Below are 25,860 nucleotides of genomic sequence, written 5' to 3'. Positions count from 1 at the left end.
ACTATTATGAAAACTATACTCCAACCTATTCCATTTGAAGCCACACATCCAGGCGAAGTATTGAAAGACGAATTGGATGCTCGAAAAATCATCCAAAAAGATTTTGCCGTTGAGATTGGCATGCACAAAACAATGCTAAATGAAATCATCAAAGGAAAACGTCCAGTTACGGCTGATTTAGCCATCCTACTGGAACGAACATTAGGCATTTCAGCAGAGTATTGGTTGCGTTTTCAATCACAATACGAGTTGGATTTAGCTAGAATAAAAGAAAAAAACATTCAGAAAGTAGTAAATATTGATATCTGGAAAATCATAAAAGAATATGTACCTATAAATTATTTTAGAAAATTAGGCTACTTAGCTGATGAATTAACTACTGATATTGCCAAGATAAAAGAAGTGTATAACATCAATAATGTAGATGATTTAGTAGGCTTATCGGCAAAACAGAAATTTTCTCTTTTCAGAAAATCAGACAAATTAAAAATCAGCGAAAAAAATGTTTTGGCATGGAATGTTGTAGCAAAGTATGAAGCTGCTAAACAAGAGGTTAATGCATTTAATCCTGAAAAACTACCGAATTTAATTCAGGAGCTTCAGACTATTTTTTTCCAAAATAAAGATGCGGTAACCCAAGTCGCAACAAAACTGAATCAATATGGGATTAAATTCATCTTGGTTCCAAAATTAGAACAAACACCTATTGATGGTTATACCTTTTGGTCAGGTGATAATCCTACCATCGCATTAACATTAAGACACAACAGAATCGACAATTTTGCTTTTACTATTATGCACGAAATCGGGCATATTGATTTGCATTTAAAAGGAGATAAAGAGCAAGAATTTTTTGATTTATCCTCAAAAAATTCGCACTTAGAATACATTGAAAAAGAAGCAGATGAATATGCCAAAGACCAATTAATACCCCCGTCAGTGTGGTCAATAATTAATAACCAATCTAATTTCTCAGACGCTAAAGTTTTGAAATTTTCTACAGAAAACAAGATAAATCCAGCTATTATTCGTGGAAGAATAAGTCATGAAAACAAACAGTATGCTATTACTACAAGCATCGATAAAAAATTGTGGTAGCAAATTAAGTATGGCAAAACAACCCGAACAAATTCTGGAAGAACAATTAGTAGCCCAATTACAAAATATGGGCTATGGTTTAGTGACCATTGTTGACGAAAAAGACCTGCTTACCAATCTAAAAGCACAACTAGAGAAGCATAACAAGAAAGAGTTTACTGCCAAAGAGTTTGACCGCGTGCTTAATATTTTAAACAAAGGATCTGTTTTTGAAAAAGCAAAAACACTACGGGAAAGACAACACATCCTGAAAGATAATGGCGAAGATTTATACTTTGAATTTATCAATACAGAGCATTGGTGTCAAAACCAATTTCAGGTTACACACCAAATATCCATCGATGGTGTTTACAAAAACAGATACGATGTAACTTTACTTATCAATGGATTACCATTGGTACAAATAGAACTCAAACGCCGTGGACTGGAACTTAAAGAAGCATTCAACCAAATTAATCGCTACCAACGCCATTCTTTTGGAGCCAATTCAGCCTTATTCCAGTACGTTCAGATTTTTGTAATCAGTAATGGTGTAAACACAAAATACTACGCTAACAATAGAAACCAGTCGTTCAAGCAAACCTTCTACTGGACGGATGTAGCCAACAATCGCCTGACTAATATATTGAATGGTTTTACCACGGACTTTTTAGATCCGTGCCATATCTCTAAAATGATATGCAAATACATTGTGTTGAGTGAAGCCTACAAAATACTAATGGTGCTCCGCCCCTACCAATACTATGCTGTAGAAGCATTGGTTGAGACGGTAAAGAACACAAACAAAAATGCCTATATCTGGCATACTACTGGTTCCGGAAAAACCTTGACTTCGTTTAAAGCCAGTCAGATTTTAATGAATTTACCACAAGTTAAAAAAGTGGTTTTTGTGGTAGACCGAAAAGATTTGGATTACCAAACCACAAAAGAATTCAATAGCTTTAGCAAAGGAAGCATCGACGGAACAGACAATACTAAAGCATTGGTAAATCAGTTCTCGGATGATACTAAACTCATTGTAACCACCATTCAAAAACTAAATACCGCCATTAGTAAAAAGCAGTATTTGAGTAAAATGGATAAACTGAAAGACGAACGCATTGTATTCATTTTTGACGAATGCCACCGTTCTCAGTTTGGGGAAACACATTCTCGTATAAGATCTTTTTTCAATAATATTCAATTATTTGGCTTTACCGGTACGCCCATTTTTGCTGATAATGCGGTAAAGAATGAATTAGGGAAACGCACCACCAAAGAGTTGTTTGGCGAATGTTTGCACAAATATGTGATTACAGATGCCATTAAAGACGAGAACGTTTTAAAGTTCTCCGTGGAATATGTGGGTCGTTACAAACAAAAAGACAACAGCAAGACTAACATAGACATTGAAGTAGAAGACATTGATACTAAAGAATTAATGGAATCTCCTTTGCGTTTAAACAAAATTGCTGATTACATCATAGACAATCACAATCGTAAAACCCATAGCAGGGAATTCACCGCAATGTTTTGTGTGAGTAGCGTGGAAACCCTGATTAAATATTATGAAATCCTTCAAGCCAAAAAAGAAGAAGGAAAACACAATTTAAAAATTGCAACTATTTTCAGTTATGCTACCAATGAAGATGATAAAGATGCTAATGGTTTTATCCCTGAAGAATTAGATATAGCAGCAGAACCAACTGAAAAGTACGGTTTAAACTCGCATTCCAGAGAAAAGCTAGATGCGTTTATTGTGGATTATAATACCATGTTTGGTACTAAATTCTCCACCAAAGACAGCGTTTTATTCTATAATTACTACAATGATATTTCTAAAAACGTAAAAAACAAAAAGATTGATATTCTCCTAGTAGTCAATATGTTTTTAACTGGTTTTGATAGTCCAAACCTGAATACGATGTATGTGGATAAGAACTTGAAACATCACGGATTGATTCAAGCCTATTCCAGAACAAATAGAATCCTGAACGAACAGAAATCACAGGGAAACATTATAGTGTTCCGTAACCTCAAAAAAGCAACTGATGACGCTATCGCACTCTTTTCTAATAAAGATGCAATAGACGTGATTATAATGCAACCTTACGAGGATTACGTGCAACAATTTGGCGAAGCAGTCAATGAATTATTAAAAATTGTTCCAACGGTAAACAGCGTAAATGATTTACAAAGTGAAAAGGAGGAATTAGAATTCATCAAAGCGTTCCGGGAACTAATGCGTATCAAAAACGTACTGACTACTTTTTCAGATTTCAATGGTGAAGATTTGGATATGGACGAGCAACTTTTTGAAGATTATAAAAGCAAGTATCTCGATTTATACGATAAAGTAAAGAATGACCATAGTAAAGAAAAAGTTTCCATACTGGAAGACGTAGATTTTGAATTGGAATTAATACACCGTGACGAAATCAACGTTACTTATATTCTAAAACTATTGGCAAGCTTAAAAAATGCCGACCCAAAAGAAAAATCCAAGAAGCAAAAAGAAATCATTGATTTACTGACAGGAGAAGCAAACCTGAGAAGCAAACGCGAACTGATAGAACGTTTCATACTAGAAAATCTCCCTGCAATAGAAGACACAGAAGACCTACCGGACCAATTTGAAAAATACTGGAATGAAGAACAGATAAAAGCCTTCAAACTACTGGTACAGGAAGAAAACTTATCAGAAGAAAAAACGGAACAGCTAATAGAAAATTACCTCTTTGCCGAACGTGAACCTTTAAGAGATGAACTCTTGGACTTAATAGAAGGTGAAAAACCTAAAGTATTGGAACGTAAGAAAACAGGTGACAGGATTTTGAGTAAGATTATTGGATTTGTAGAAACTTTTGTGAATGGATTTGCGAAGGTGGGGTAGGATTTTGGAAGAAATTAAGGAAATCTAGTTCGCTAAAAAATAATCTTCATTTAATAAATCAGAATTAAGATTCATTATTATCTTTGTATACAAACAAACATTAAATTAATACAATAGGCATCAAATTGGCCATCATAATAGAAGTACAAGTCTTGATTTAACTGCTAATCTGTCCCGAGGGGCGAGCCCAAGAGAGGGAGCTTTTTAAAAAGACTTTACAGCAATGTAAGGTCTTTTTTGTTTTAAAGCGTTAGTGGAATCAATATAATTATTAGGAAGTCATAAAAATAACTTCATACATTCCCGGTTACAAGAAATAAAAAAGAGGATTCAAAACATAATGTTTTGAATCCTCTTTTTTATAAACCTATTTAGTAAACACCTTAAGATATCTACGGAATTAATCGATCCCTGCGAAGCTGTTCAAACAAATCATAAAATGAATCTTCAGTACTTTGAAAAACAGCAAAGCCGAGTTTACGACTTTTAGACATATCCGTCATCACTTCTATCGGGCGTCCCAAGTCAAGATCAGTATGCCACGGAGAAGCCAATTTATCTAAATCAGATTCTTCAAGGGCATGCTGTGTGGCAATTTTTTTCCAAACCAGACCTTCATTTTTCATTTGTTCCTCAAGAGGATGAATCGTACCATCAAAGTCTATCGCTTCAATCCCGAACGATTCCGCTAATTTGTTCCAAAGCCATTTCCAACGAAAAAAGTCTCCATTAACCACGTTGAATGCTTCGTTACGAGCTGCTGCTGTAGTCGAAGCCCATATTAAATGTTCAGCCAGAACCCTGGCATCTGTAACATCTGAAAGTCCATTCCATTGTGCTGCTGAACCCGGCCACTGAAATGGCTTTCCTGTTTCTTTACAAATGCTGGCGAAGACAGCGAGCGTTGTACCAAGATTCATTAAGTTTCCTACCGCTTTTCCTATAACCGTATGCGGGCGGTGAATGCTCCATGTAAATCCATCTCGTGCAGCAGCAGCATAAACTTCATCTTCCTGGGCATAATAGAAATTCTCTAAATCAAGACGGGGTTGCTCTTCCCTAAGTGGCGTTTCCGGTAGAAATCCTTCTTTGGCGTAAGCCTCAAACGGTCCGAGATAATGTTTCAGTCCTGTAACAAGTGCTACGTGTTGCACTGATTTTTTTGGAGATAATGCCTCTAAAAGATTTCTGATCATCAAGCTATTCACCCGAATGTTTTCTGCTTCAGAATTCTGACGCATCCAAGTTGTAATGTAAATGTGCGTGGGAGAAATGTCCTTTAAAGCTGTTTTTAAATTATCCAAATCCAAGAGATCTGCAGCAACAGGTTCAAGATTTTCTATATCTTTTCGGGGGTTTCTTGCTAAACCGAAAGTGGTCCAGCCCTTAGCAATAAGTTTTCCTGCGAGATTGCTGCCCGTTATTCCTGTAGCTCCAACTACTAACGCTATATTTTCCATGTTTATGTTTTAAATTTTATGTAGTACAAAATTCTAAAATATTCCATGGATTATAAAGGACATACGTCACAGATAATTTGTGACCTAAATCACGTTAATGCGATAAACGACTCAATGTTTCTCTTGAAATTCCCAGATAAGATGCTATTAAAGTTTTAGGGATGCGGTGAATCAGATCTGGGTATAATTGGATAAATTGAATGTATCGTTCTTCTGAATTTTTGCTCATCAACGATAAAATCCGGTTTTGAAGAGCAATATTTCCGGCCGTCATTTTTTGCAAAAAGAAGAATTCCATTTTCTGTAATTCTGCACACAATTTTTCTCTGTTTTCAAGAGTGATATAATAGGTTTGTGCATCTTCTAAGCAATCAATATTTAGCGTAGCATTTTGTTCATTATAAAAACCCTGATTATCCGTTATCCACCAGTCTTCCATAGCAAATTGCAAAATATGACTTTTACCCGATTTGTCTATATAAAAAGATTTTAAGAGCCCTTTTACAACAAAATGAACATACGGAACAGGATTTCCCTGCTGAACAATATATTGATGTTTTTTATATTTACCAACTGAAAAGTGAGACAGTACCAATTGAAATTCATCATCTGTTAATGGTACAATTTTCTCAATTTGTTGTCTTAAAATTTCTTCCATAGTTCCTTTGCTTAATACCTGGATAAAAATACAATTAAAAAAGAAAGATTAAGATCTATTAATAATCTTGAACACAAAAATTAAAACTCTTACGGCAAATGTAAAAAACCCAATAAGATAAGTTTAGTACAATTTTTGATCAAATTAAAAACTACATTCTCGGTTATTTTAATTTAATACAACTGCGACTCTTGTGCATTTAGCAGAATCCATTTTTTATCACTATTCAGTTTAAAAGTGCCAATATGTTCCTTGTTCCATTCATCAGGTCCTATCAACGAAAGAAAATTTACGCCCTCAGCATCTCTGTACAAATGATAGATTTCACCAATAACGGGTTCAAATGAAAATTTAGCGCTGTACACTAATTCATTCCATTCGTATTCTTGCATCAACTTTTGATATTGCAGCTTCAGTTCGTTAAACTTATTTCCAAGTTCTTTATTCACATTGTCTATACCTCTACTTTTCCAAGAAACAACATCACCAACACTAATTACCGGGGCTCCAACATTTGTTGCGTAAGGCAATACATTTGCATTAAAACCTTTTTCAACAGAGTATACGACATTATCTGGTTTTTTATTTTTCATCTAATTTCAATTTATTTTTTCCAATTAATTACAAGGAATCAATCAGTAACGTTTTATTTGTAATTTTTAAAATGAGTTTAAAATGTTAATCAGCACAACACTCTTCTATGTCACCAATATTTTGTTTTAGGTGAAAATCGGCTTACAAATTTAAAATGTACATATTAAAAAACTTTTTTTGTTTAAATATATCATTGCAAAGTTAAACAAAAAATATAAAAATCCCATCACAATTAAACTAAGAGACGACAAACCGAATCTTATTTTAACCCGTCATCTAACACTATAAAAATATCTCAAAAAAAATAAATTCAATTTGCTCTGTAATAACAATTCACTGAGACAGAATTTGTAATCTGTTAATTCTAAGCAAATTTAAAATGCTTCCTTGTCTTTTTTTATTCCTCTTTTATTATCTTTAAAAAAGATTTCTTTTTTTTAAAAGATTAAAAATAATACTCATGAAAAAAATCACACTAGTTTCTCTTTCGATTCTTTCATTCCTATCTTTCAGTTGCGATGCGCAGGTCAAATCCAATGACATTCCCATCAAAGACGAAGTAAAAACATATACTTTAGAAACCGTAGCCTCCGGTATTGCTATTCCGTGGGGTCTGACTTGGTTGCCAGACGGCAGCATGTTAGTTACCGAAAAAAGCGGTGTTCTTTATCATATCAAAAACGGTACAAAAACAGAAGTCAAAAATGTACCTAAAGTATATTCCCGTGGACAAGGCGGATTATTAGACATCGTATTGCATCCTGATTATGCTAAAAATGGGTGGATTTATATGACTTATGCTTCCGATGAAGGCGAAGGTACCGGCGGGAACACTAAACTCATTAGAGCCAAATTATTGGACGGAAGTCTCACACAAATCGAATCACTCTACAAAGCCACTCCGAACACGACAAAAGGACAGCATTTTGGTTCCCGAATTGCATTTGACAACGACGGCTATTTGTATTTCTCCGCGGGAGAACGTGGGGAGCATTTCGTAAATCCGCAAGATATCAAACGCGATGGCGGAAAAATTTACCGATTAAATGATGACGGAAGCATCCCTAAAGACAATCCCTTTATAGGTCAGACCGGAGCAAAAGAAGCGATTTATACCTATGGAAATCGCAACCCGCAAGGAACGGCAAAAAATCCTGTAACTGGAGCAATTTGGGCACATGAACATGGACCTCAAGGTGGAGATGAAATCAACATCATAAAAAAAGGAGCAAATTACGGATGGCCTGTTGTTACTTATGGTATCGATTATGACGGAACAACCATCAGTAAAGAAAATGAAAAACCAGGCATTGAAAAACCTATTTATTATTGGTTGCCGTCCATCGCACCAAGCGGAATGACTTTTGTAACCAGCGATAAATATCCAGACTGGAAAGGACATTTACTGGTAGGTTCTTTAAAATTCCAATACCTTGAATTGCTAAAGTTGAAAGGCAATGAAGTTATTGGCAGACAAAAAATCGCAACCGATATTGGGCGTGTACGTAATGTCGCGCAAGGTCCGGATGGCTATATTTATATGGGCGTGGAAGGAAAAGGAATTATTAAAATCATACCGAATTAAACAATGCTGACAACGAAATTATTTTTGGGATTTGGAGTATTTGTATGGGGAAGCTTCTCATTTACAAACCCATTTTTCACATACAATTATATTGAATTGAATAAAGAAACCGCCGTTGTTTCAAAACTTCAGTCACCCGGAAAAGAAATTTATGCTGATTTTTGCATGCAATGTCATGGTGCAAATGGCAAAGGAGACACTAAGAACTTCCCTCCTCTTGACGGTTCTGACTGGTTGAAAAGCAAGAGAAATCAAAGCATCGCAGCCGTGAAATTTGGACAAAGCGGCGAAATTGTTGTCAATAAAATCAAGTACAATAACAGCATGCCTGCCATGGGACTAACGGATCAGGAAGTTGCTGATGTGATGAATTACATTATGACTTCTTGGAGCAATAAACAAACGAAAGTTGTAACCGAGAAAGAAGTCGCAGCCATTAAAAAATAAAATCCAGACTTAGGATTTCTATCTAAAAAACATACGCTACCGAAAAACCTCCATAATAATTGACGGGATTTCCCGGATAAAAATATCGTGGAGCAGCATTTCCAAAACCAACTGCGTTAGGCAAAATGTTAGCTGCGTATTTAGTGTCCAATGCATTATTAATTCCAGTATTCAACTCTGTTTTTAGGATTTTAAGAATGGTAAAAACATACGTCGTTTTAAGATCAAGCAACGAATAGCGCTCACTATATTTTGTATTGGAATCGTTCAACGGAATTTTACCCATCGTTCGGAAAGAGGTGTTGACACTAAATCCGTTTTTTGTGTTTAAATCCAGTCCAAAATTGAATTGTTTTTCGGGAACGCCTGTTAATTGGTTTCCTGAATAATCAGCATCTCCATCCAAAAATTCTTTGAATTTAAAGTTATTCACTGCACATGAAAAATAAGGCGTAATTTGAAGTTGGGTCTGTTCTAAAATTTTATAATTAACCAAGAATTCTAAACCCGTATGAGAACTGCTGCCTGCATTAATCCCTACAAATTGGTCATTGGCAGTGCGACGTGCCACTAATAAATTTTCAATTTGTGTGGTATAAAACGTTACTTCGGTGTATACTTTATTTCCAAGCCAATTCCCTTTGAAGCCCAATTCATAATTCCAACCCAATTCTGGTTTCAAATTGGTATTTATTTGACCTTCGGCAGTAAATGTTTCTGCAACTGATGGAACCGAAAATCCTTTACTAACTGATGTAAACATGTTTTTTCCTTTGCTTATTTTATAGGACAAACCAACTCTTGGCGACCAAACATTTCCAAAAGTGAATGGCATTTTTTGACTGCCAGAATTATTTTTGAAAACATCTTCTAACGAATATTTGGTTGTGTTTAATGCAACTCCGGTTTCCAGATGCAGCTTTTTGGAAATCCAAAGTTCCATTTGTAAAAAGTAGTTGGTGTATTTTCGATTTTGTTTGATGGCGCTGAATTCATCACCTTGAATACTTCCCTGACCCCGTTGCGATTGGTATAAATTTTCAAAAAGGGAATACTCATACTTTTCCGTTAATAATTCGGTGCCAAAACTCAGTTCAAAGGGCAAAGAAAACAATTGGTCTTTATAATTTACATTGGAACGAAAACCCGCCGAACTTATATTTTCATCCAAAATATCAAACGGTCTGGGCTCATAAGCGTCTTTAAAATTAGAAAAAACACTGGTTTGTATGGAACATTTTTTAGATAATTGATGATCATATCCTAATCCGAACATGAATTTATCATACGACTCAAAACCTTGTGCGGCTGCCCAAGTAGCGGCTGCCTTCTCTGGATTATTTTTTAAATCCGTCTCATTTATAGAACTTGGGATATAAGCTTTCAATCGGGTGAACGTTCCCAAAAATGACAAAATTCCGTTGGCACTAATTTTTTGTTTGCCATGCAGGTTAAATGATTTTCTGTTATAGGAACTATTGGCTCTAAATCCATCGCTTTCTAAATCTGTATAACTTGTGAATACATTCGCTTTGGAATCGCTGTATCCTGCCGAAAGACGTTGCTGCAACAAACCAAAACTACCAAAAGTAACAGTTGATTTTCCAAATGATTCGAACAAAGGGGTTTCCCTTGAAAAAAGCTGAATCACTCCACCCAAACCGGAACCAAAACTAGTGGAATTTGGTCCTTTTATAATTTCAATTTTTTCGATTGAAGCCAAATCAATATCATCAATAGTGGTTTCGCCTTCACCAGAAGTCAATGGAATCCCATCAAAATAGGCTTTTATTTTATTAGTTTCATATTGAGATCGTGCACCAATACCTCGAATCGTAATCCTATTGGTGTTCAAAGCACCTTGTTGCATGGTAACGCCGGGAATCTTATTTAAAACCGGAGTCATTATAATTCCGTCACTTTTATTAATATCGGCAATAGTGATCACCGAAACGGATGCCGCAACATTTTGAAGAACATTTTTGATGGGAGAACCCTTCAATGTGATTTCTGAAAGAGCAACCGTATCTTTTTCTACTTGACTAAAAATTGATGTAAAGTAAAATAGAAACAAAAAATTGATGAAAAATGAAAGTTTATAGTTTTTCAAGTTTTTTGATGAATTGATTTTATAAAAAAGTTGCTAAATTTTTATAAAGTTACTGTTTTCTTTTATATTAGAAAAGAACTGAAGTTTCGGCTTTGATTTGCAGACTCAATACCTTCATTCCTTTACACTCCCAAAACAAAACTACCTTATCACATTCTGTTTAAGACTAAAGATCGAGTGCGATTTGCTTTCATTTAATAAGTGAAGGAAACTGTTTTACTAATCCCCAAATGTATTTAATTTAAAAAAAATCATTCTTTTACGGGAAACCGTAAAATAGCTAGTCTAGAGTGAATTATGTTTGTAATGCATAATAGTCGATAATTCAGAAATTAATATTCTAAACTTTGGAAACAGCATGCTGAAATAGGGAAGTTTCAATACTGTTTTGATTTGTAATTTGTTCTTGATTGAAACACTTTGCTAATCGACTCCTAAGAAGTTTCCCGCCAAAGTTTATTTTAAAATATTGCATTGCTTTATGACTTCCATGTTATAATGGGGTTTTGGTTAATCAAGTGTTGTAAAGCGAAAAGGAGACTGTCGGTGACGATAGTCTTTTTTGTTGCTGCCTAAATTGTATTTTTAGCTTTCAAAAACTAATCTAGTACTATTTAATGATAATACGGAATAAATTAAGAATGATTCACACAAAGCTTACTAATTTGAAATTCACTAATTCAAAACGGTTGAAAAGTCTTAACTTCTGGCTACTAACAATTAAAAAAGCGCTGATATATTACTAAAAATTTACTAAATCAATACTAATTAGCTACATTCTTTAAAAAATAATTATATTTGAACAATATCACCAAAAGTGGGTATTGCATAAATAAAATAATACTCGTTTTTTTGCATATAATTATTTTAAAGGAAATAACTATAAACTTAAATATTATGATAAAAATTCTATACTTATTGATTGTTGGTATGGTTTGCTTTTTATTCAAAATAATCCAATAAGAATTTTTTCTGACGTGATAGTTTTCAATAACTAGTGTTTTAAGAAATGGTGAATGATTTTACAAGGCTTCCAAAAAAGAGGCCTTTTCTAATTAACAAGATTACTAATATTAACCCGACCTGATTATTTATTAGCCATAAAAAGTACGCTGTTAAAACTAGCACCTATATCTTGACTAATCCGTGAATTATATAAAAATTATACCGCATAATACTATTTTAATGGACGAGCCGTTCTTAAAATACTTTATATTTGCAATGAAAAATAAATAGACTTAATTTATGAAAAAGCCACTTTTTGCATTCCTAATCCTTCCAATATTGTTTTTAGTATCCAGTTGCAATCGTGGAAAAGCTGCTGACATAGAAAATGGAAAAGATAAAACTACAACTGTTCAAACTGATTCCGTAAAAGAACCAATTATCCAAACCATTGACACTATTGATTTCAATAAAAGGATGGTGGCTTTAAGCAATAACGACACTACAGGTAGATGGCCGGTAAAGGCACCTTATCCTTTGGCCGGAGCATTATTGCCATACAATAGAATCATTGCTTATTATGGGAATCTATATTCGACAAGAATGGGGATTTTAGGAGAAATACCAAGAGCACAAATGCTTAAGAAATTACAAGGTGAAGTAGCTAAATGGCAAGCTGCCGACCCTTCTGTGAAGGCAATCCCGGCCTTGCATTACATTGCTGTTACAGCTCAAGGTGCTCCTGGTAAAGACAACAAACACCGTATGAGAATGCCATTCAAGCAAATCGATACGATTCTAAGTTGGGCAAAACCTATTAATGCTTTAGTGTTTGTAGATATCCAAGTGGGACACAGTAATGTAAAAGATGAAGTTACCAATTTGGTGCAATACCTTTCAATGCCTAATGTTCATTTAGGAATTGACCCTGAATTTTCATTGAAAAATGGAGAGATTCCTGGATCAAAAATTGGGACTTTTACCGCAGATGACATCAATGACGCTATTGATATTTTAGTCGACATTGTACGTAAAAATAAATTGACTCCAAAAGTACTTGTCGTACATCGTTTTACGCAAGGAATGGTGAAAAATTATAAAAACATAAAAAAGGTGCCAGAAGTTCAAATAGTAATGGACATGGATGGTTTTGGCGATAAAGTGCTAAAAAAGGATTCATATGTGAGTTATATTTATAGAGAACCGGTTCAGTTTACAGGGTTTAAATTGTTCTACAAAAATGATATTAGAAAAAATTGGGTGATGTATACGCCGGAAGAGTTAGTCAAATTTACGCCTAAACCTAGCTACATTCAATACCAATAATTCCTTTAAACAAACTTTCGATTTATGAAAAATAGTGCTTTTTTAGTTTTTGCAGGTCTTTTTTTATTGGTGAGCTGTAATACAAAATCTGATAAACCCAAAACTGAAGCTGCTGAAGCTACAGAAACTGCGGCTGCTGTAACAAAAACAACACCTCAAAAAACGACCGCCAATGACGCGGCGACGATTCTTTCCAAAAAAGAAGTGCCTATATTATGCTATCATAACATCAAAGAATTAAAAGCGGGTGATGGTGAAATGACAAAAACATATACTGTTTCACCACGAAATTTTGCGCAGCAAATGAAAGCCTTATCTGATGCCGGCTACCATAGTATTTTGCCTAATCAACTTTATGACTATCTAGCCTATGATGTTCCATTACCTTCAAATCCGGTAATGATTACGTTTGACGATACTAGAGGGGAGCAATTTAGCATTGGTGCGGCAGAAATGAAAAAATACGGGTTTAAAGGCGTGTTCTTTGTAATGACCGTTTCGATTGGTCGTCCGGGCTATATGAGCAAAGAGCAAATTAAAAATTTATCCGATAGTGGAAATACTGTTGCAGCACATACTTGGGACCATCATATGGTAACTAAATATGCTGGTGACGACTGGAATACGCAATTGGTAAAACCAAAAGCTAAGCTTGAAGAAATCATTGGCAAACCGGTGACGTATTTTGCATATCCATTCGGTTTATGGAATAAAGCAGCGATTCCTGAGTTAAAAAAGAGCGGATATCAAATGGCTTATATCTTAGCGACAAAAAGAGATTCTGTAGATCCGTTGTATACGATCAGACGTATTATTGTTGCTGGTCAATGGTCTACTCCAAGCACAATGGAAGCTATAAAATCTTCTTTTCACTAACAATATAAAGAATACAAAAGTTAGTTTCATTCTAGCTTTATAAAATAGAAACGCCCTATTCTTGTGATGAGAATAGGTTGTTTTTTTATGCATAAATATTAAAAATGAAACCTGCTAGTCCTTAATGAATATCTTCTAATTAAGGGTCCAAAAAAAACAGCATCCTGAATTATAAATCCTGAGATGCTGTTTTAATTTAAAAATATAAAGGAAATGAATTCAATAAATTCTCTTCCTCTCTATTGATCTGATTACCTTGGTGACAACCAACTCTGTGGGTTATTGTAGGTTGTATTTTGAAGGATTAAAAATTTGATAATCGTTTTTCCTGTTTCGTTATTGGTTCTTACCCTTCCTAAACTTTGTTTAATGCTCACCTTATCCCCTTTGCTAACAGAAACTGAACTTAAGTTTTGATAAACAGTAAAGAAATCTCCATGCTGAATCATTACCGCTTTGTTTAAAGGAGATAAAACAATTACACTTGTTACTTCTCCACCAAACACAGCTCGGGCATTTGAACCTTGTTCTGTTGTGATTTCTACACCACTGTTATGAATTGTCAACGTACTAAATACGGGATGGGGTTGATCTCCGAAACCCAATGAAATAAAACCTTTTTCTACCGGATAAGGTAATCGTCCTCTATTGGCTCTGAAGTTATCCGCAATTAATTTAGATTCCGGTGTCAATTCTATCTTTGATGAGGAAACCGCAACTTTAGAGACCGGCGCACTTGGATTCGCCTTGGCTCTTTCCAATGCTGCTTTTCTATTTGCGGCCGCAATGGCTTCTCGGACAATTCTATTAATTTGTTTGTCGATAGAACGCGCCTCCTGTTGTTTTTTTCTAATATCTGCCTGAAGTTTATTTTTATCTTTTTTAATAGAACTTACTAATTTTTCCTGCTCTTGCTTCTCTTTTTCTAAAGATAATCTTTCCTTCTCTTTTTCGGCAATCAGTTTTTGCTTGGCCGTTTTTTGCACATTTAATCTACCGTTGTAATCAAGGAGTTGGTTGGATTTTGAACTTATCTCCTCGCCTTGCATTTTCCGATAATTGGTGTACTGCTTCATGTATTGCGCTCTTTTATACGCCTGCAAAAAATTCTCTGAAGACAACAAGAACATAGCTCTACTTTCCTCTGAACGGCTTTTATAGGATTTCACAATCATCTTGGCATAATCAGCTTTAAGGATTTCTAATTCTTTCTTAAGCTTATTGATTTTTACCTGATTAACGTACATGTCATTACCCAAAAGTTTAGTCTGCTTTTCGGTCGTGGTTATTAATTTTTCCTTTAGCTTTATCTTATTGCTTTGGATCACAATTACATTTATCGCACTTTTTTCTTTTTTCTTTACGCTCTGCAAAAGTTTTTCGTTTTCGCGTATCTCTTTTTGGATTTGGGCTTTTCGTGCTTCTAATTTTTCTTGTTGTGATTCTTGGCTCCACAGCAGTGAAGACGTACATATAAAAATTAGGGTAAGGAGAAATTTTGGCATACTAAAAAAATATTTTTTACAAATTTACTTAATTATAATTCTTTTATACCCATTTGGAACACTATAAGGAAAAGAAAGTTCTTCATTGAAGGATACGGTGTTGTAATCTAAATTTATTTCGGTCTTCCCTTTCGTCTGTAACGTGTTTATTAAAACGCTAGAAGGCAATGTAGCTTCGTTATATACTTTACTGTCTGAATATGCTACTTTTATCGTTCTGTTTTCGGCAGTTTGTGTTATTTCCTGTCTTTTTACCAAAAATTTATCAGCGTCAAAGAAAAACGATTTTTTAGTATTACTATTCGAAACGTCGTCTAATCTGTACGTTTGTTCCGCCAGTGACTCCGTATATTTTCCTTTATTCAAATCATCTATTGCATCTCCTAACAACATATTTTGAATTTTAGTGAAATTTAAATCGGTTCCTAACCATTGGCTCAACCCTCTAAAATCTCCTTCAAAATAACTACCGTTGATTTTCTCGTAATAGCTTACTGATGTTGGCGTAATCAATGCTTTTGCCATTGTAATTCCCAGAAAACGAATGCTTATCAAAATCTGTTCGTCTTTCTTGATTTTTATTTCGGCCGTAACATTTTGTGTCTGTTTGTCATCGACATAACGTGCATTCGACTTAATATATAATGTAGAAAAATTGTTTTTATTGTTGTAATGGTTTTCTATAATTTTATTTGCAGTCAAATGAGTGGCATTTACACTTGCCTCAGCCACAATCGCTTTCGATTTACATGACATCATTAATACCACCACGGCTAGTATTGCTATTCTTTTCATTGTTTTTTTTCTTTTAATAATTGATTGGCTTTAGAAAAATACAATTCTTTTTTCTTGTCATCTCCCAAACCATTGTATGCTTCTCCAAGTTGGATATTGAAATTAATTTCCATTGTTTTGTCGTCTACCAAATAATCTAAACCCATTTCCAATATATCCTTCGCTTTTTTAAATTGGCGCAATTGGTTATTTGCCAAACCAGAATAATAATAAAATTGAGGTTGCGATGGAAAAGACTCTATCATTGTCATCGCTTTTTTACCTACCAATTCAAATTGTTTCACTTCAGTATACGCTTGAAGCAAAAGCAAATTAGTTTCGATATCTTCGGAATCCCCGTTTTTTAATGCCCTTTCATAATATTTAATGGCTTTATCCCATTGTTTTTTATTGTGATAAAACTTCCCTACTTCCTTGGCTACGTTAACTTCCTTGTCCGAATCAAAATAAGCGATTGCTTTTTCTAAATCAGGGGAATATTGAGGGTTTTTATCTGTAAAAATCAAAAACTCATTCAGCATTCTGTGCTTTATTTTCGAATCGATTTTGGCACTGGCCAAAGTAATATTCATAGCGTTTATTGCTTTTTGAGCCTCGTTATTCTCCAAATAATTTTTGAATAAACTCACCTGTGCCCATTCCGATGTTGGAATTGCTTCCGCTAATTTTTTGGCGGTTTCAAATGCTTTTTCCTCTTCGTTATTTCTCGAATATAAATTTATCAACGCGATATAATTAGACTCTTCTTTTGGGTCTTTCTCAATTTGGCTTATCAAATTTGATATTTCCGTGTTTTGATATTTTCCCTCCGACAAAATCTGTATTTTGTATAACTCCCTTCTTTCCGTTTTTCCAGAGGTCTCATTCAATTCGTTGATGAGATCCAACGCTTTGTCAAATTGACTTGTGGCCATATAAAGTGACGTCAAATCCTCTTTGTACTTGCTGTCGAACGTTATCAGTTTATTGGTTATCACGATTGCCTGACTGAAATTCCTGGTTTCATAACTCACATCATACATGCCAACCCAGAACCATTCATTAGTTGGGTCAATTTGGGTGGCGCGTTCAAATGAACTGTAGGCATTTTTATAATCTTTTGACGCTAAATAATTTTTCCCCAATTCAAAATAAACCGTCGCATTGTTCGGTTGTAACTTCAAACATTTGTCTAAAGAAACAATCGCTTTATCATAATTTTCAATTCCTTTTTGAAGCAAAGACTCATAAAAAGAGTCTTCAAACTGATCCGCATCCTGTTTGATTTCCTCGGGCTCTGTTTGTGCCCATAACAAAGTAGAATTGCATTGCAAAACGAAAAGTAAAAATAAAAATGAAATTTTTTTCATTAGTTTTTATTTTTCCTCCACTTTAGGAAGATTGAGCGAAATCTATTCCAACACAGAATAATCTCCTATACTGATGCTAGTGAAATTACCATCAAAACTGGCGTGATTTCCTATCATAGCGTTATCCAGATTAGCATTTTTTATATGCGAATGGGTTTGCACCAAACTGTTTTTTATGGTACTGTTTGACACATGACACCCATTTCCTAAAGAAACATTCGGTCCAACTGTTGTATTAATCAGCACCACATCTTCTCCAATATAACAAGGTGGAATAATAATAGAATTTTCTAACCTAACATCAAAGTCCACTAAATGTGCTCCGTCATTATGTAAAAACCCCAGCATTCTGGAATTTGTTTCTACCGTTACATTCTTATTTCCGCAATCCATCCACTCGTCGACTTTACCGGGAACAAATACCATGCCTTTTGCCATCATTTGTTTTATTCCATCGTTTATTTGATATTCTCCACCGTGAATAATATTGTTATCCAATACTAATTGAAGTTCGTTTTTTAAGACGGCTACATCTTTAAAATAGTAAATTCCGATAACGGCAAGATCCGAAACAAATTCGGCAGGTTTCTCCACCAGTTCAACTATTTCATTCGCTTCATTCAGTTTTACAACACCAAAAGCTTCTGGTTCGTCTACTTGTTTTACCCAAATCACGCTATCCGCATTTTGGTCTAAATCGAAATCGGCACGAATTAAAGTATCGGCGTAAGCAATAACAGCTGGTCCGCTCAAAGAATCTTTAGCACACATAATAGCGTGACCTGTTCCTAAAGCTTCGTTTTGGTAATAAATCGTTCCTTTGGCGCCTAATTTTTGTGCGATCGCAATTAATTCCTCTTCTACTTTTTTGCCAAAACTTTCGTGAATAATAAAGGCAACTTCTTCGATATCTTGATTCAATACGCCTGCAATATCTTCTACCAGACGATGAACAATTGGTTTTCCAGCGATAGGAATTAACGGTTTAGGAATGGTTAATGTATGTGGGCGAAGGCGTGATCCACGACCAGCCATAGGGACAATTATTTTCATGTTATTTTATTGAAAAATTGAAATTAAATGATTGAAAAATTAGAATCAAAAATCTTTCAATCATTTAATCTTTAAATTATTAATTTATTTTACTCCAGTACTTCCAAAACCACCTTCACCTCTGGAAGTTTCGGTTAATTCCTGAACTTCTATCCATTCAGCGCGTTCGTGTTTGGCGATGATGAGTTGTGCTATGCGTTCTCCGTTTTCGACTACAAATGGTTGGTTGGATAAATTTACTAAAATTACTCCTATTTCACCACGATAGTCGGCATCAATAGTTCCCGGAGAATTGAGTACGGTGATCCCATTCTTGGCAGACAATCCGCTTCTTGGGCGCACTTGTGCTTCGTAGCCAATAGGCAATTCTATGAAAAGACCTGTTTTCACGATGGCTCTTTCCAGTGGTTTCAGTACAATAGAATCGGTTAAATTGGCTCTTAAGTCCATCCCTGCCGAAGCTTTGGTTTCATAATTTGGTAAACTATGAATTGATTTATTGATGATGTTTATTGTCATATTTTTATTTTTTAGACCTCATAGCAGTGAAAATCCTTTTATTACCCTGTCAGGGTTTTGAACCCTGACAGGGTAATAAAAGATTACTTCACTTTGTTTATATTTTTATTGGAGTTCAGTGAACTTCGTTTGTAACGAATAGCAGGAAATAGCTCCTAAAAATTCAATAGGATAAATTTAATTCTTTTTGGCGTTTAAAATTCGGGATAATGTTTCTTTTTCGTTGTAATATATGAAATACATGAATGCAAGTAATAATGAAATCCCAACATAATAATTTTCTCTGAAACCATAAAATGAAATCGCTGAAAACCCAATTGATAAGCTGAGATATCCCCCAATTTTCTTAGCATCATACGGAATTGGATAGTATTTGTTTCCTAAATAATACGATATAACCATCATACTTCCGTAAGCGGCAATAGTTGCGATTGCAGATCCATAATAACTCATTGTGGGAATTAAAAGATAATTCAGCCCCAATGTTACTATAGCGCCGACAATAGAGATATAAGCCCCGATATACGTTTTGTCGATGAGTTTGTACCAAACGGAAAGATTAGTGTAAATTCCGAGGAAAAAGTTAGCCAAAATAATCAGCGGAACGACTTTCATGGCTTCCCAATAAGAAGGGTCGCGAATCATCAGATATTTGAAAACATCTGCAAAAACAATTACCGACAATAAAATAAACGAACCAAATATCACGAAATATTTGGTGACCGTGGCATAGGTTTGCGGCGCATTGGGTTCAGAAGAATGACTAAAGAAGAACGGTTCGATTCCTAGCGTATAAGCGGTTCTATACAATACCATGAACAATCCTAATTTATAACAAGCGGAATATACTCCAACTTCAGTTTCGGCAATATTTGCAGGCAGCCATCTTCCTAAAAGGATTTTGTCGAATTGTTCATTGATGGCAAATGCAATTCCAGCTACCATTATGGGCAAGCCATAACGCATCATTCGTTTCCAGAGCTCCAAATCAAATCTCCATTTTAATAATAAATAGTCCGGTGAAAGAACAACAAATGTTAATAAACTAGCAATGATATTGGCTAGGAAAATATAACCTATCTGAAAATTATGTATAAACAGCGACCCTAAAAAACTGTCCGGATGCGCTTGAGCAATCTCAGGTAAATAGACTAGAAAGAAAACGCTTAAGCTAAGATTAACAACAACATTTCCAATTTTTATAGCGGAGTAAACCATTGGTTTTTGATACGCTCGTAATTTTGAAAATGGAACGATCACCAAGGCATCCAATACTAATATCCAAATGGTATAGGTTATATACTGCGAGTCTATTCCAGACCATTGCGATAAGGTGTTACGGTATAAAAGTCCTAGGAATAAGAAACAAATTGACGTCCAAAAAATAGAAACCATAGTGGTTTCGACGACCACTTTTTTATCGATTTCTTTATTATAGAACCTAAAAAAAGCAGTTTCCATTCCGTAAGTCAGAATGACATTGAAGAAAATCATGTACGCAAAAATGATGGAAACTTTTCCATATTCTGCAGTTGGTAATAAATCAGTATATAAAGGAACCAATAGAAAACTGAACATTCGCGGAATGACTGTCGCTAATCCATAAATAACAGTCTGTTTAAAAAGATTTTTATATAGTCCCAAAATGGTGCATTAATTAATATTATAAAAACAAAAATAACTATTTCTTTGGTTTAATCACACTTGGAGGAGCAATCATTGGCTTTTCTTTAGCGTTATTTAATTTGAAAAAATAGCTTTTGCCGTTCCTTTTATATTCCAGTAGCGCTTCGATTGGTTTCAAATCAAATTTAGGCTTCATAATAATTGGCGCTTGGTTGCCATATTCCTTTTGACTGTCCTTGTGTAAAATTAAATCTGGATTGGTAGGTTTTGAAGCTAAATAAGCCACAAAAATATTTTTTGTTATCGGTTCAAAATTAGCTTCCTGACTTTGAAAATAGATTTTTACTAGTTGAATTTCTTTAGAAAGTGGAGCTTCAAATTCAATATAAAAATCTGTTCCGCTGTTTTTAGCTTCTTTTATGTCAACCCTTTTCTGAAAATAAACTGATTTTATCTTTTGCGGGAATTTGGTTTTTTGGTTTTCTTTTGGAGCACAGTAAACCAGACTGACTGCAATTACTAAAAAGAATGCAATTTGTAAATAGGTTTTCATTTTTCAGCAATTTAACTTAATCCCTCTTCGTTTAAAATTTTCAAGAAATGAAATCCTTTAGGAACATATCCTTGATTGTAATAAAAACGGTGTGCAGTGAAATTTCCTGTGAATGCATCTAAAACAATCATCGTACAGCCGGTTTCTTTGGCCAAAGCATCCACATAATCCGTCATCATCTTACCCAAACCTTTCGAACGATGATCCGGATGAACAATAAAGTTGTCTATCTCAATGTATTTTCCCGACCAAAGTTTTGTCCCAGACCAAAATCCTGAAACAGCAACGCAAATCTCATTTTCAAATACGGCAACCTGTTTGTAATTATGCGGAATCATCTCAACCAGGTACGATTCATATTTTTCTACGGTAAATGTTGGATATAGGAATCGCATTACTTCAATATTAGCAAGCATTTCGTCTATTGTGGTCAGTTCTTTGATTAGTAAAGACATTATTTCTTTTGTTTTAAAAGTATAAAATTAATAAAAAAAAGAGCCACGCAATAGCGTGGCTCTTTAAAATATATAGAATATATATTATTATCCGTTCAAAGCTTCAGCTCCACCAACAATCTCAAGGATTTCATTAGTAATAGACGCCTGACGTGCTTTATTGTATGTCAATTTCAATTGATTTCTCAATTCGGTTGCATTATCAGTTGCTTTGTGCATAGCGGTCATACGAGCTCCATGTTCAGATGCAAACGAATCACGAATACCTTTGTACAATTGTGTTTTCAATGATTTTGGAATCAAAGTCAATACAATTTCTTCTTTTGAAGGTTCAAAAATATAATCTCCTGTAGAAACTGGTTTATCCGATTTAATAGGTGCAAGTGGCAAAAACTGTTCTGTTTGAACGATTTGTGTCGCTGCATTTTTAAACTGATTGTAAATCAACTCGATTTTGTCATATTCACCTGAAATAAATTTCTGAGTCAATAGGTCCGAAATTAAAGCCACATTGTCAAAAGTCAAATTATCAAAAATAGCGCTTTGATTATCCACTACTGAAAGCGTTTTGCTTAAAACATCGTTTCCTTTTTTTCCTATAGCAAAAACATCCACTTGTTTGTCTGCATAAAATGCAGCACGGTTTTTAGCTTCTTTAATTGCATTCGTATTAAAAGCACCAGCTAAACCTCTGTTTGAAGTTACAACAACAAGTAGTACTTTCTTTACTTCACGTTGTGTGGTAAATTCTCCTCCAACATCACCATCAAGTGTAGCAGAAAGATTTTGCAATAATTCCGTTAATTTTTCGGCATAAGGGCGCATCGCAGTGATTGCATCTTGTGCTTTCTTTAGCTTTGCTGCAGAAACCATTTTCATTGCCGATGTAATTTGCATCGTAGATGAAACGGAAGTAATTCTATTACGGATTTCCTTTAAATTTGCCATTGTTTTCTAATTAGAAAATGTGACAATTAGATAATTAGACAATTAAAAAGCATCCTGAGACATTTTCTAATTATCTAATTAACCAATTATCTAATTAATTATATTTTGCTGATAATTCTTTTGCTACAGTTTCGATTACGTCTGTAATTTCGTCTGTTAACTTTCCTGCTTTCAACGCATCAAGAGTTGCTCTGTGTTTGTTGTTCAAGAATTCCAAGAAATCTTTCTCAAATTCTCTTACTTTATTCACAGGAACATTTCTCAATAAGTTTTTAGAACCAGCATAGATAATCGCAACTTGATCTTCAACAGTATAAGGATCGTTCAAACCTTGTTTCAAGATCTCAACGTTTCTTTTTCCTTTTTCAATTACGTTTAAAGTAACAGCATCTAAATCAGAACCAAATTTAGCAAACGCTTCCAATTCACGGAATTGTGCTTGATCTAGTTTTAATGTACCAGCTACTTTTTTCATTGATTTAATTTGTGCATTTCCTCCAACACGAGATACCGAAATACCTACGTTAATTGCCGGACGAACCCCAGAGTTAAACAAATCTCCATCAAGGAAAATTTGACCATCTGTAATCGAAATTACGTTTGTTGGGATATAAGCAGAAACGTCGCCAGCTTGAGTTTCAATAATTGGTAAAGCAGTCAATGAACCACCACCTTTTACAATTGATTTCAAAGAATCTGGTAAGTCGTTCATGTTTTTAGCAATTCCATCATCTGCAATTACTTTACAAGCACGCTCTAATAATCTACTGTGAAGGTAGAAAACGTCTCCAGGATATGCCTCACGTCCCGGTGGTCTTCTCAATAAAAGAGAAACCTCACGGTAAGCAACCGCTTGTTTAGATAAATCATCATAAACAATTAAAGCCGGACGACCTGAATCTCTAAAATATTCTCCAATTGCAGCACCTGCGAAAGGAGCGTAAACTTGCATCGGAGCTGGATCAGAAGCATTAGCTGCAACAATAATGGTATAAGCCATTGCACCTTTTTCTTCTAACATTTTAGCAATTCCTGCTACAGTTGACGCTTTTTGTCCAATTGCAACATATATACAAAATACAGGTTTTCCTGCATCGTAAAATTCTTTTTGATTTAAGATAGTATCGATACACACAGTTGATTTACCTGTTTGACGGTCACCAATAACTAGCTCACGTTGTCCACGACCAACTGGAATCATAGCATCTACTGCTTTAATACCTGTTTGTAATGGCTCAGTAACTGGTTGACGGAAGATAACTCCAGGAGCTTTTCTTTCCAAAGGCATTTCGTATAAATCTCCACCAATTGGTCCTTTTCCATCAATTGGAAAACCAAGAGTGTTTACTACACGACCTACCATTTGTTCTCCTACTTTAAGAGAAGCAATACGTTGTGTTCTTTTAGCAGTTGAACCTTCTTTGATTCCTGTAGATGGTCCTAAAAGTACCACACCTACATTGTCTTCTTCAAGATTCAAAACAATAGCTTCTAATCCATTGTCAAATTCAACTAATTCTCCGTACTGAACATTAGAAAGCCCGTAAACACGAGCAATACCATCTCCAACTTGAAGTACTGTTCCTACTTCTTCTAGTGTAGCACCAGATTCAAAACCTTCTACTTGCTTTCTTAATATTGCTGAAATTTCAGCAGGTTTGATTTCCGCCATCTTAATTTATAATTTAGACACTTAAATGTGTAATAAAACTAATTACTTAACTCTCTTTTTAATACTTGTAACCTGTTGGCAATTGAAGCGTTGTATTGCTTGTCACCTATTCTTAGAATAAATCCTCCAATGATTGAAGCATCTACTATATTTTCAATTGTAATTTTCTTATCTGAAAGCGTTGCAATTTTAGCTAAAACTTTAGCTTCAAGTGCCGCATCCATTGGAATAGCTGTAGTAACTTTCGCTACTTCAACACCATTCATAACATCAGATAATTTACTGTATTCTTCGGCAATTGCTTCAAGAATTTCGAATCTTTTGTTTTCAAATAACAAATGAAATAATCCTTGAGTAACTGCATCAATACCTGCAAAAACTTCTAAAAGCGCTTTTTCTTTAACCTCAACTTTTAAAGTTGGATTTTGAATAAAAGTACTTAATTCCAAGTTTCCGTTGATTGTTGAAGCAATCAATTTCATATCGTTATTCACAACTTCGGCAACACCTTTTGAGGTTGCTAAATCTAAAATTGCTGTTGCATAACGAATTGCTGCTCTTGTACTTGCCATAATTAGTTCAGTTTTACGTCACCTAACATTTTCTCGACTAATTTAGTCTGAGCTTCTTTGTTAGACAATTCGTCTTTCAATAATTTTTCTGCAATACTCAATGACAAAGTAGAAACTTGTAATTTCAATTCAGCCATAGCTGCATTTTTCTCACCTTCGATTGCTGCTTTTGCTTGTTCGATCATTTTCAGACCTTGAACTTGCGCCTCGTTTTTAGCATCAGCAACCATTTTCTCTTTCATTTCACGAGCATCTTTAAGCATGTTGTCACGCTCTAATCTTGCTTCTTGTAAAATACGTTGATTGTCAGCTTGAAGATTTTGCATTTCTTTTCTAGCATTTTCAGCAGAAAGCAATGCGTTTTTGATTCCTTCCTCTCTATCATTAACTGCATCAAGAATTGGTTTCCAAGCGAATTTTTTCAATAAGAATATTAATCCAACAAATATTAAAACTTGCCAAACGAACAAACCTAACTCAAACTGATTTATTAACTTATCCATTATATATAATTATAAATTTTAAATTATGATTTTTTTATTGCTCATAAAAAAGCAATTTGTAATGTTTTAATTTTAAAAACAATAGTTACAACCAACCGTTGCAACTATTGTTTTTTGAGTTTTAATTAAGATGCGAATAACGCAGCGAAACCAATACCTTCAATAAGTGCAGCTGCGATAAGCATAGCTGTTTGGATTTTTCCTGAAGCTTCTGGTTGACGAGCAATAGCGTCCATTGCTGAACCACCAATTCTACCAATACCTAAACCTGCTCCGATTACAATTAACCCTGCTCCTACAATAGTTGGAATTTGCATAATATATATATTAAAAATTAAA

23 protein-coding genes are annotated in these 25,860 nt (G+C 34.6%); 6 read left to right on the top strand and 17 right to left on the bottom strand.

Going from position 1 to position 25,860, the window contains the following annotated elements; genetic code table 11:
* Positions 1-6: 6 nt before the first annotated feature.
* The gene (locus BUC23_RS11285; protein WP_073209472.1) at positions 7-1,098 is read left to right on the top strand and encodes a HigA family addiction module antitoxin; all 1,092 of its coding nucleotides are present in this window, start codon (positions 7-9) and stop codon (positions 1,096-1,098) included.
* A gap of 10 nt (positions 1,099-1,108) precedes the next feature.
* The gene (locus BUC23_RS11280; protein WP_073209541.1) at positions 1,109-3,970 is read left to right on the top strand and encodes a type I restriction endonuclease subunit R; all 2,862 of its coding nucleotides are present in this window, start codon (positions 1,109-1,111) and stop codon (positions 3,968-3,970) included.
* A 392-nt stretch (positions 3,971-4,362) separates the two neighbouring features.
* Here BUC23_RS11280 and BUC23_RS11275 read toward each other — a convergent pair whose 3' ends face one another.
* The 3 genes from BUC23_RS11275 to BUC23_RS11265 all read right to left on the bottom strand — a co-directional run bounded on the left by BUC23_RS11275 (position 4,363) and on the right by BUC23_RS11265 (position 6,681).
* Positions 4,363-5,430, bottom strand: coding sequence for an SDR family oxidoreductase (locus BUC23_RS11275; RefSeq protein ID WP_073209470.1), 1,068 nt, complete (start codon positions 5,428-5,430; stop codon positions 4,363-4,365).
* Positions 5,431-5,524: 94 nt separating this feature from the next.
* Positions 5,525-6,088 (bottom strand): Crp/Fnr family transcriptional regulator, encoded by a 564-nt coding sequence (locus BUC23_RS11270; RefSeq protein WP_073209467.1) that lies wholly within the window; start codon positions 6,086-6,088, stop codon positions 5,525-5,527.
* A gap of 173 nt (positions 6,089-6,261) precedes the next feature.
* Complete coding sequence (locus BUC23_RS11265) at positions 6,262-6,681, bottom strand: DUF2452 domain-containing protein (protein ID WP_073209465.1); 420 nt, start codon at positions 6,679-6,681, stop codon at positions 6,262-6,264.
* Between the two features lie 461 nt (positions 6,682-7,142).
* On the opposite strand from BUC23_RS11265, the gene BUC23_RS11260 reads away from it, so the two are divergent.
* Together BUC23_RS11260 and BUC23_RS11255 are read left to right on the top strand one after the other, a co-directional pair.
* Complete coding sequence (locus BUC23_RS11260; RefSeq protein ID WP_073209463.1) at positions 7,143-8,267, top strand: PQQ-dependent sugar dehydrogenase; 1,125 nt, start codon at positions 7,143-7,145, stop codon at positions 8,265-8,267.
* Positions 8,268-8,270: 3 nt separating this feature from the next.
* Positions 8,271-8,714 carry a c-type cytochrome gene (locus tag BUC23_RS11255; RefSeq protein WP_073209461.1) on the top strand — a complete coding sequence of 148 codons (444 nt, stop codon included), beginning with the start codon at positions 8,271-8,273 and terminating at the stop codon, positions 8,712-8,714.
* Between the two features lie 22 nt (positions 8,715-8,736).
* On the opposite strand, the gene BUC23_RS11250 is transcribed toward BUC23_RS11255, so the two are convergent.
* Positions 8,737-10,824 (bottom strand): TonB-dependent receptor family protein, encoded by a 2,088-nt coding sequence (locus tag BUC23_RS11250; RefSeq protein ID WP_073209459.1) that lies wholly within the window; start codon positions 10,822-10,824, stop codon positions 8,737-8,739.
* Between the two features lie 1,245 nt (positions 10,825-12,069).
* Between BUC23_RS11250 and BUC23_RS11245 the strand changes: the two genes are divergently transcribed.
* Both BUC23_RS11245 and BUC23_RS11240 read left to right on the top strand, forming a co-directional pair.
* Positions 12,070-13,095, top strand: a complete 1,026-nt coding sequence (locus tag BUC23_RS11245; RefSeq protein ID WP_073209457.1) for a hypothetical protein — start codon at positions 12,070-12,072, stop codon at positions 13,093-13,095.
* A 24-nt stretch (positions 13,096-13,119) separates the two neighbouring features.
* Positions 13,120-13,971, top strand: a complete 852-nt coding sequence (locus BUC23_RS11240; RefSeq protein WP_073209456.1) for a polysaccharide deacetylase family protein — start codon at positions 13,120-13,122, stop codon at positions 13,969-13,971.
* 251 nt (positions 13,972-14,222) lie between these two features.
* Here the strand turns inward: BUC23_RS11240 and BUC23_RS11235 are convergent, their stop codons facing one another.
* From BUC23_RS11235 to atpE, 13 genes are all read right to left on the bottom strand, one after another.
* Entirely contained in the window at positions 14,223-15,476 is a 1,254-nt protein-coding gene (locus BUC23_RS11235; RefSeq protein WP_073209454.1) for a murein hydrolase activator EnvC family protein, read from the bottom strand.
* Positions 15,477-15,500: 24 nt separating this feature from the next.
* Positions 15,501-16,271 carry a lipoprotein insertase outer membrane protein LolB1 gene (locus BUC23_RS11230; protein WP_073209452.1) on the bottom strand — a complete coding sequence of 257 codons (771 nt, stop codon included), beginning with the start codon at positions 16,269-16,271 and terminating at the stop codon, positions 15,501-15,503.
* The gene (locus BUC23_RS11225; RefSeq protein ID WP_073209450.1) at positions 16,268-17,620 is read right to left on the bottom strand and encodes a tetratricopeptide repeat protein; all 1,353 of its coding nucleotides are present in this window, start codon (positions 17,618-17,620) and stop codon (positions 16,268-16,270) included. The genes BUC23_RS11230 and BUC23_RS11225 overlap by 4 nt, the downstream gene beginning before the upstream one ends.
* 42 nt (positions 17,621-17,662) lie before the next feature.
* Complete coding sequence (locus BUC23_RS11220) at positions 17,663-18,673, bottom strand: sugar phosphate nucleotidyltransferase (RefSeq protein ID WP_073209448.1); 1,011 nt, start codon at positions 18,671-18,673, stop codon at positions 17,663-17,665.
* A gap of 84 nt (positions 18,674-18,757) precedes the next feature.
* Positions 18,758-19,192, bottom strand: a complete 435-nt coding sequence (gene dut, locus BUC23_RS11215; protein ID WP_073209446.1) for a dUTP diphosphatase — start codon at positions 19,190-19,192, stop codon at positions 18,758-18,760.
* Between the two features lie 177 nt (positions 19,193-19,369).
* Complete coding sequence (locus BUC23_RS11210; RefSeq protein ID WP_073209444.1) at positions 19,370-20,836, bottom strand: lipopolysaccharide biosynthesis protein; 1,467 nt, start codon at positions 20,834-20,836, stop codon at positions 19,370-19,372.
* 37 nt (positions 20,837-20,873) lie between these two features.
* Positions 20,874-21,371 (bottom strand): hypothetical protein, encoded by a 498-nt coding sequence (locus BUC23_RS11205; RefSeq protein WP_073209442.1) that lies wholly within the window; start codon positions 21,369-21,371, stop codon positions 20,874-20,876.
* A gap of 11 nt (positions 21,372-21,382) precedes the next feature.
* Positions 21,383-21,826: a GNAT family N-acetyltransferase gene (locus BUC23_RS11200; RefSeq protein WP_073209441.1), complete on the bottom strand. Its 444-nt coding sequence runs from the start codon at positions 21,824-21,826 to the stop codon at positions 21,383-21,385.
* A gap of 87 nt (positions 21,827-21,913) precedes the next feature.
* Entirely contained in the window at positions 21,914-22,774 is an 861-nt protein-coding gene (atpG, locus tag BUC23_RS11195) for an ATP synthase F1 subunit gamma (RefSeq protein WP_073209439.1), read from the bottom strand.
* 94 nt (positions 22,775-22,868) lie between these two features.
* Positions 22,869-24,446 carry a F0F1 ATP synthase subunit alpha gene (gene atpA, locus BUC23_RS11190; RefSeq protein WP_073209437.1) on the bottom strand — a complete coding sequence of 526 codons (1,578 nt, stop codon included), beginning with the start codon at positions 24,444-24,446 and terminating at the stop codon, positions 22,869-22,871.
* A gap of 38 nt (positions 24,447-24,484) precedes the next feature.
* A complete protein-coding gene (gene atpH, locus BUC23_RS11185; RefSeq protein WP_073209435.1) occupies positions 24,485-25,018 on the bottom strand; it encodes an ATP synthase F1 subunit delta in 534 nt (177 codons plus the stop codon).
* Positions 25,019-25,020: 2 nt separating this feature from the next.
* Positions 25,021-25,521, bottom strand: coding sequence for a F0F1 ATP synthase subunit B (locus BUC23_RS11180; protein ID WP_073209433.1), 501 nt, complete (start codon positions 25,519-25,521; stop codon positions 25,021-25,023).
* A gap of 125 nt (positions 25,522-25,646) precedes the next feature.
* A complete protein-coding gene (atpE, locus tag BUC23_RS11175; RefSeq protein ID WP_007136870.1) occupies positions 25,647-25,838 on the bottom strand; it encodes an ATP synthase F0 subunit C in 192 nt (63 codons plus the stop codon).
* Between the last annotated feature and the right edge of the window lie 22 nt (positions 25,839-25,860).

It is taken from the genome of Flavobacterium xinjiangense, from assembly GCF_900142885.1.
In the GTDB taxonomy this organism is placed as follows: Bacteria; Bacteroidota; Bacteroidia; order Flavobacteriales; family Flavobacteriaceae; genus Flavobacterium; species Flavobacterium xinjiangense.
Note: the sequence above shows the minus strand (reverse complement) of the source record. Positions and strands in the feature narration are given on the sequence as shown.